Consider the following 6,466-nt stretch of genomic DNA (forward strand, 5'->3'; position numbering starts at 1 on the left):
GCCCAGGGCGGGGCCCGGTCATGCCGCCCGGCCCAGGGCGAGCGCCACCTGCTGGCCCGCCAGGCCGCGGGCGAGCGCGAGCGCGCCGGTCAGCCGGGCCTCGCGGGGCTGGCCGGGTATCCAGTCGAGGTCGCAGCCCGGGTCGGGATCGTCGAGGTTGGCCGTGGCGGGGGCCACGCCCGCCGCCAGCGCCAGCGCGGCGACCGCCACGTTCAGCGCCCCGGCCCCGGCGACGAGATGCCCGGTCTGCGGCTTGACACTGCTCGCCCACACGCGCTCGGCGTGGGCCCCGAGCGACCGGCGGATCGCCTGGGTCTCGCTGAGGTCCCCGAGCGTGGTCGCGCAGCCGTGCGAGGCGATGTAGGAGACGTCCTCGGCGGGCATGTCCGCGTCCCGCAGCGCCGCCGTGATCGCGCGGATCAGCCCGCGGCCGCCCGGGTCGGGCGTGACGACCATGCCGCCGTCGTTACCGGCGCCCACCCCGCGTATCTCGGCGTAGCAGCGGGCTCCCCTGGCCAGCGCGGCCTCGCGCTCCTCCAGGACGAGGAACGCGGCGCCGTCACCGAAGACCGATCCGCTGCGGGCCCGGTCGTAGGGCCGGCAGGCCGCCGCGCCCAGCTCGTTGCGGGACGAGAGCACACCGAGCCCGTCCATCTTCGACATCGACCACCAGGAGGTGGGGTCGTCGAACCCGCCGGCGAGCGCCAGGTCGGCCTCGCCGCGCCGGACCGCGCGCGCCGCGCGTCCCACCGCGCTCGCCCCCGCCTCGGCGGTGCCGGCGAAGTAGGCGTTGGGGCCGAGGAAGCCGTAGGCCTCGGAGATGTAGAACAGCGACGCCGCCTGCAGCCCCTCGACGTAGAACAGCGGTGTCAGTGTGGAGGACGCGACCCGTCCGAGCCGGTGGTAGTCGGCGCTGCCGTCGTCGGCGCGGGCGGCCAGCGCCCCGGCCACCACCCCCTCCGGCCGGGAAAGCTCCTTGTTGCCGCCGACGAAGAGGCCGGCCCGCTCGCCGAAGGGCCGCTCGTCCTCCAGGCCGGCGTCACGCAGCGCGAGGACGGCACCCACCATCGCGATCTCGTCGTTGGGGGTCATCTTGCGCAGCGTCCGGCGGCTTACATACTGTTTTGGGTCTAAATCAACCAGTTGGGCACCCAGCTGGGTGCGCAGTGACGACGGGTCGTAACCGCGCAGGGGCGTCACACCGCCGCGGCCCGCCAGCACCCCGTCCCAGGTGTCCTGGACGCCCTCACCGAGTGCCGTGAGCAGCCCGATCCCGGTGATCACGACTTTTCTCGCGCGCTCGCCGCTCATACCGTCGCCGCCAGCATCGACGGTTCCCGCAGCAGCTCCAGCGCCCGGACGGAGGCGACGGGACGCCCGTCGACGGTGACCGAGGCGGTGCACCGGGCGGTCTGCCCCGCGCGGTCGAGGACCCGCACGGTGATCTCCGCCTGGTCGCCGGGCCGGACGAAGTGGCGGAAGCGCACCACCCGCGCCCCGGACAGCCGCCAGCGTTCCCCCGGCGCGGCCAGCACCAGCCCGGCCAGGGCCACCATGCTCTCGAAGAGCAGCATGCCCGGCAGCACGGGGAAGCGCGGGAAGTGGCTGTCGAAGACGTCCAGCGTCCCAGGAATGTTACGGACAGCTACCGCCTGCCGGCCGTGCTCCAGCTGGACGAGCCGGTCGAAGGCTGTCGGCAGCGGTTCCGAGCCGATGTCGGCGCCGGTCATGATTCCTCCTTGGGGGTACCGACCACCAGGCAGGTGTTGGTCCCGCCGAACGCGAACGCGTTGACCATGACGCCCGACACCGGCATCGGCCGGGCCACCAGCGGGACGTAGTCGAGGTCGAGCCTGGGATCCGCGGTGTCGAGGTTCACCGTCGGCGGGACGACCGAGTGCTGGATGGCACCGAGCGCGGCGAGCAGGTTCAGCGCGGCGCTGGCCGAGGTGAGATGGCCGGTCATCGACTTCGGCGAGCTCACCACGAGACGGTGGGCGTCGGCGCCGAACACCTCCTTGATCGCTGTCGTCTCGGAGGCGTCGTTGCCCGGGGTCCCCGTCCCGTGCGCGACGACGTAGTCGATGCCGGCGGGCCCGAGCCCGGACTCGGCCAGCGCCCGGGCCATCACCTGGATGGCGCCGCGCCCGTCCGGCGGCGAGTCGGTGATCCGGTAGGCGTTCAGGGTCGAGCTGTAGCCGAGGAGCTCGGCGAGGACCGGTGCCCCGCGCGCCCTGGCCGCGGAGAGCTCCTCCAGCACGACGACGACCGCGCCCTCCCCGATGACGAAGCCCGACCGGTCGGCGTCGAACGGGCGCGAGGCCCGCGTCGGGTCGTCGTTGTAACGGTCGGTCAACGCGCCCAGCAGGCTGAAGCCCAGCAGGTCCATCCAGGTGGTCAGGGCGTCGAAACCGCCGGCGAGCATGAGCGTCGCGTCACCGTCCTGGATGTGCCGGAACGCCTCCCCGATAGCGTGCCCCGACCCGGAGCAGGCGGTGCTGACGCTGACCATCGGCCCGGTGCAGGCGGCCAGCCGCGCGATCGCGGCGACCGGCACGTTCTGGTCACGCAGCAGCACGTCACCGGGCGGATGCCGGAAGATCTCCCGGTTGCCGGTGCGTTCCCGCAGGTGGCCGATGTCCACGACCTGCTGGAGCTCCGGGCGTCCGACGCTGCCGCCCATCGCGACGCCGCACTCGTCGGGGTCGTAGGTGGCGGGGGTGACCTTGGCTTCGCGCAGTGCCTCCGCCGCCGCCGCCAGCCCGAACCCGCCGGCCCGCGACAGGTGCCGCCAGCCGGCGGCCTCGGGAACGAGATCACGCAGGGTGAAGTCCCGGACCTGGCCGCCGATGCGGACCGAGAACGTCGAGGTGTCGAAGGTGGTCAGCTCGCCCACCCCGCTGCGGCCGGCGACGAGGTTCGCCCAGGTGGTGGCCGCGTCGTTGCCGACCGGGGTGACCGCGCCCACGCCGGTGATCGCCACCCGCCTCACGGCGCGCTCACCGCCCCGGTCAGCTGGTCGGCCATCCGGGCCGTGGCGGCCGGGTCGTCCAGCCGCTCGGCGTCGATGAGGGCACACATGATGGACGTCGCGGTGAGCACGGTGCGCCCGCCGGCGCTGACCGTCCCGTCCAGGACGGCGACCTCGTCCGAGATCGACACGACCGTGCCGTCGAGCAGCAGCACGTCGCCCGGTGTGACGTCACCGAGGAACGCCACCTCGCCCACGGACAGCAGCGCGGCTCGTTTACGGTGCCCGCTGCTCATCATCACCAGCCAGGTGCCCGCCTGGCAGAGGGCCTCGAGCACCAGCGGCGGCGGCATGACCGGCCCGGTGAGGCCGGCTCGCCAGAACTGCTCCGTGCCGGACGTCACCTTGCGCCCGACGATCCGCCGGTCCGGCTCCCAGGAGTCGATCCGGTCAATGAGATGAAAGCGCATCGGCCGCGCCTGCCTTCCTGTCGGTTCACGCGCCTGTCGGCCCACCGGCCCGCCGGCCCGCCCGCGGGAAAGCCGCGGGAAGCCCGTGGGAAGCACGGTCGTGCTCCTCGCGCGCCGCCGGTGGGCCCCGGCTGCCGGGGCCCCGCGGTCCCGGGTGGTCAGTCGGGACGGCCGGTGCCGAGCACGGCCGCGGCCCCGCCGTCCACGCGCAGCAGCTCCCCGGTCATGTAGTCGGCGTCGGGCCCGGCGACGAAGGCCACCACCCGGGCGATCTGCCCGGGGGTGGCGAACTCCCGCAGGGGGATGCGCCGTTTGATGGCCTTCCCGCCGTCCTTGGCCAGCAGCCCGTCGACGAGATCGGTGGGGACGAAGCCCGGGAGCACGGCGTTGACCCGCACTCCGAAGCGGGCCAGCTCCAGCGCGCAGTTGCGGGTGAAGGCGTTGATCGCCCCTTTGGACGCCGCGTAGGCGGACTCGCCGGTCCAGGCCCGCTCGCCCATCACCGAGGAGATGTTGATGATGACGCCGGCGCGTTCCGCCATGAAGTGGCCCATCGCGGCCTGCGTGCAGTTGAAGACCCCACCGAAGTTGACCCGCATGACCTCGAGCCAGTCCGTCGGCGCCATGGTGTAGATCAGCCCGTCCCGGGTGATCCCCGCGTTGTTCACGAGGATGTGCAGCCCGCCCAGCTCGGCGCGGGCCCGCTCGACCAGCGCGGCCGCCTGCTCGGGGTCCGCGACGTCGGCGGCGAGCGCGACGGCCTTCCCGCCGGCCTTCTCGATCTCCTCGACGACGGCCTGCGCCTCGTCGGCGCGGGACCGGTAGTTCACGGCGACGTGCGCGCCGTCGTCCGCGAGCGCCAGGGCGACCGCGCGGCCGATGCCGCGGGACGCCCCCGTGACAAGGGCGACCTGCCCTGCCAGCTTCGTCACGTCCTTTCCTTTCCTTCCTGTCGTTCTGGCCGGCCGGCCACGTCGGCCGGTGTCACTGGTCGCCGGTCCGTGCCGCCGGTCCGTGCCGTCTCCCGCCGTGGCCATCCGGGCGGAGCGGCCACGGCGGGGTCCCGTTGCCGGATCCCCAGGACGCCGAGCCCCTGGGACGCCGGGCCCTGCCGCCGGATCCCGGTGCCGGGGCGCTCAGGCGTCCACCGTGGCCGTGGCGCGCAGGACCGCCAGGTCGACGAGGTTCTGCACGGTGAACAGGCTCATCACCTGGTCGGCCGGGAGCTTGCCGGCCAGTTCCTCGGTGTCGATCTGCGGCATGGCCTTCTTCAGCTGGGCCAGGCCGACCGGGGTGATGATCTCGTTCTCGTCGCCGAACTCCGAGTCCGGGATGCCGCCCTGAATGTGGTTGCCTATGTCGGACGCCTGGATCTTCACGCCGGTCTTCCGCTCGATACGGAAAAGGATGTCCAGCAGGTCGATCGATTCCGCGCCGAGGTCCCCGATCAGGGTGGACAACGGGGTGACCTCGGTCTCGTCCAGGCCGAGGGCGTCGGCGACGGCCTCCTGGATGGCGGCGGGGAAGGCTGCGGTGTCGGTCATGGGACTGTCCTTTCTTTCATGGAGATCACACAGCGTTGAGATCACACAGCGCGCGGATCACATGGCGTACAGATCACGTGGCATAGGGATCACGTGGTGGGTCGGGAGGTGCTGGCAGTTGTGGCACGGTGCGGGCCGGAGGAATGCCGGCCCGCCGCGGCCGGCGCGCTATGCCGGGACCGCCGGGCGCGGGGCGCCGTGGCCGGCGGTGGCGAGCAGCGCCTCGATCGCCTGGGGACGGGCGGTTCCCAGCGCCCGGACATCCGGGGCGATCCGCTTGGCGAATCCCGTCAGGACCCGGCCCGGCCCGACCTCGACGAGCAGGCTGTGACCGTCCGCCACGGCCCGCCGCACGGTGTCGACCCACCGGACCGGCTCGACGAGCTGCCGCCGCAGCAGCAGGCGCACCTCCTCCGCCCGTCGGACGTAGCCGCCGGTGACGGCGCTGAGCACCGGCACCTGTGGTTCGGCGAACACGTGCCGGTCGAGCTCGGCGCCGAACTCGGCCTCGATGTCGCGCATCAGGGAACAGTGGAAGGGGGCGCCGACGTCGAGCCGCACGATCCGTTCCGCGCCGGCCCGCGCCGCCAGCGCCTCGACCCGCGCGACCGCCTCCGCCAGGCCCGAGACGACCGTCTGCCCGGGGTCGTTGTAGTTGGCGATCTCCACGACACCGGTGCCGGTGACGTCCCGGCACAACGCCTCGACCCGCTCGGCCGGCAGCCCGATGACCGCCGCCATCGCGCCCGGGGTACGGCTGCCCACCTCGGCCATGAGCTCGCCGCGGCGGCGCACCAGGCGCAGCACGGACCGCGCGTCGAGCACCCCGGCGGCGGCGAGCGCCGTGTACTCGCCGAGGCTGTGCCCGGCGACGCCGGACGCCTCGAAACCGCCGGCCCGCAGCACCTCGAGCACCGCCAGGCTGGTCGCGGCGATCGCGGGCTGGGTCACGTCCGTGCGGCGCAGCTCCTCCGCCGAGCCCGACACGCACAGCTTCGTCAGCGGGATGCCGAGGACGTCGTCCGCCATCTCGAAGATCCGGCCTGCGGTGTCCGGGTACCGCCTGACCAGGTCGGCCGCCATCCCGGGCCGTTGGGAGCCCTGTCCGGGGAACATGGCCAGGCAGCGGCTGCCCGGGGCGGGCTCCCCCGCCGCCTCGCCCGCGGCCCGTTCCGCCCCGACGGCCGGTGCCGGTGGGGGCTCCGCGCCGGCGGCCTCCGCGCGGAGAGTATCCACGCCGAGACTCTCCGCGCCGGGGCTTTCCGCGCTGGGGTGGAGGACCGTGGCTGTGGCGGGGATCCGGGTCATCTCGGGGTTCTCCCTTCCGATCGGTTGGCGCGTGCGCCACGAAGGTGGTCGGCGGGTGCGCCGTGGCGGCCGGGCGCGGGCGGCCCGGGTACCACGCGTGGGCCGGGCCCCCAGGCACCGGGCACCGTGCGCGCCACGGCGGGCTGCTCGTCGCGCCACGGCCGGTCCCGGCT

At 73.9% G+C, this 6,466-nt stretch carries 7 protein-coding genes; all 7 read right to left on the reverse strand.

The window, feature by feature from the left end; all coding sequences use genetic code 11:
- Positions 1-18: 18 nt before the first annotated feature.
- Entirely contained in the window at positions 19-1,311 is a 1,293-nt protein-coding gene (locus tag NBW84_RS21285; RefSeq protein ID WP_250286748.1) for a beta-ketoacyl-[acyl-carrier-protein] synthase family protein, read from the reverse strand.
- On the reverse strand, positions 1,308-1,730 hold the full coding sequence (locus NBW84_RS21290; RefSeq protein ID WP_250286750.1) for a 3-hydroxyacyl-ACP dehydratase FabZ family protein: 423 nt from the start codon (positions 1,728-1,730) through the stop codon (positions 1,308-1,310). Before NBW84_RS21290 ends, NBW84_RS21285 begins: the two co-directional genes overlap by 4 nt.
- Positions 1,727-2,992, reverse strand: coding sequence for a beta-ketoacyl-[acyl-carrier-protein] synthase family protein (locus tag NBW84_RS21295; RefSeq protein ID WP_250286752.1), 1,266 nt, complete (start codon positions 2,990-2,992; stop codon positions 1,727-1,729). The genes NBW84_RS21290 and NBW84_RS21295 overlap by 4 nt, the downstream gene beginning before the upstream one ends.
- On the reverse strand, positions 2,989-3,441 hold the full coding sequence (locus NBW84_RS21300) for a 3-hydroxyacyl-ACP dehydratase FabZ family protein (RefSeq protein WP_250286753.1): 453 nt from the start codon (positions 3,439-3,441) through the stop codon (positions 2,989-2,991). The genes NBW84_RS21295 and NBW84_RS21300 overlap by 4 nt, the downstream gene beginning before the upstream one ends.
- 158 nt (positions 3,442-3,599) lie before the next feature.
- A complete protein-coding gene (locus NBW84_RS21305) occupies positions 3,600-4,373 on the reverse strand; it encodes an SDR family NAD(P)-dependent oxidoreductase (RefSeq protein ID WP_250286755.1) in 774 nt (257 codons plus the stop codon).
- 204 nt (positions 4,374-4,577) lie between these two features.
- Positions 4,578-4,985, reverse strand: coding sequence for an acyl carrier protein (locus NBW84_RS21310; protein WP_250286757.1), 408 nt, complete (start codon positions 4,983-4,985; stop codon positions 4,578-4,580).
- Positions 4,986-5,153: 168 nt separating this feature from the next.
- Entirely contained in the window at positions 5,154-6,293 is a 1,140-nt protein-coding gene (gene fabD, locus NBW84_RS21315) for an ACP S-malonyltransferase (RefSeq protein WP_250286759.1), read from the reverse strand.
- Positions 6,294-6,466: the final 173 nt, after the last annotated feature.

Source organism: Protofrankia sp. CiP1_Cm_nod2, from assembly GCF_920664355.1.
In the GTDB taxonomy this organism is placed as follows: Bacteria; Actinomycetota; Actinomycetes; order Frankiales; family Frankiaceae; genus Protofrankia.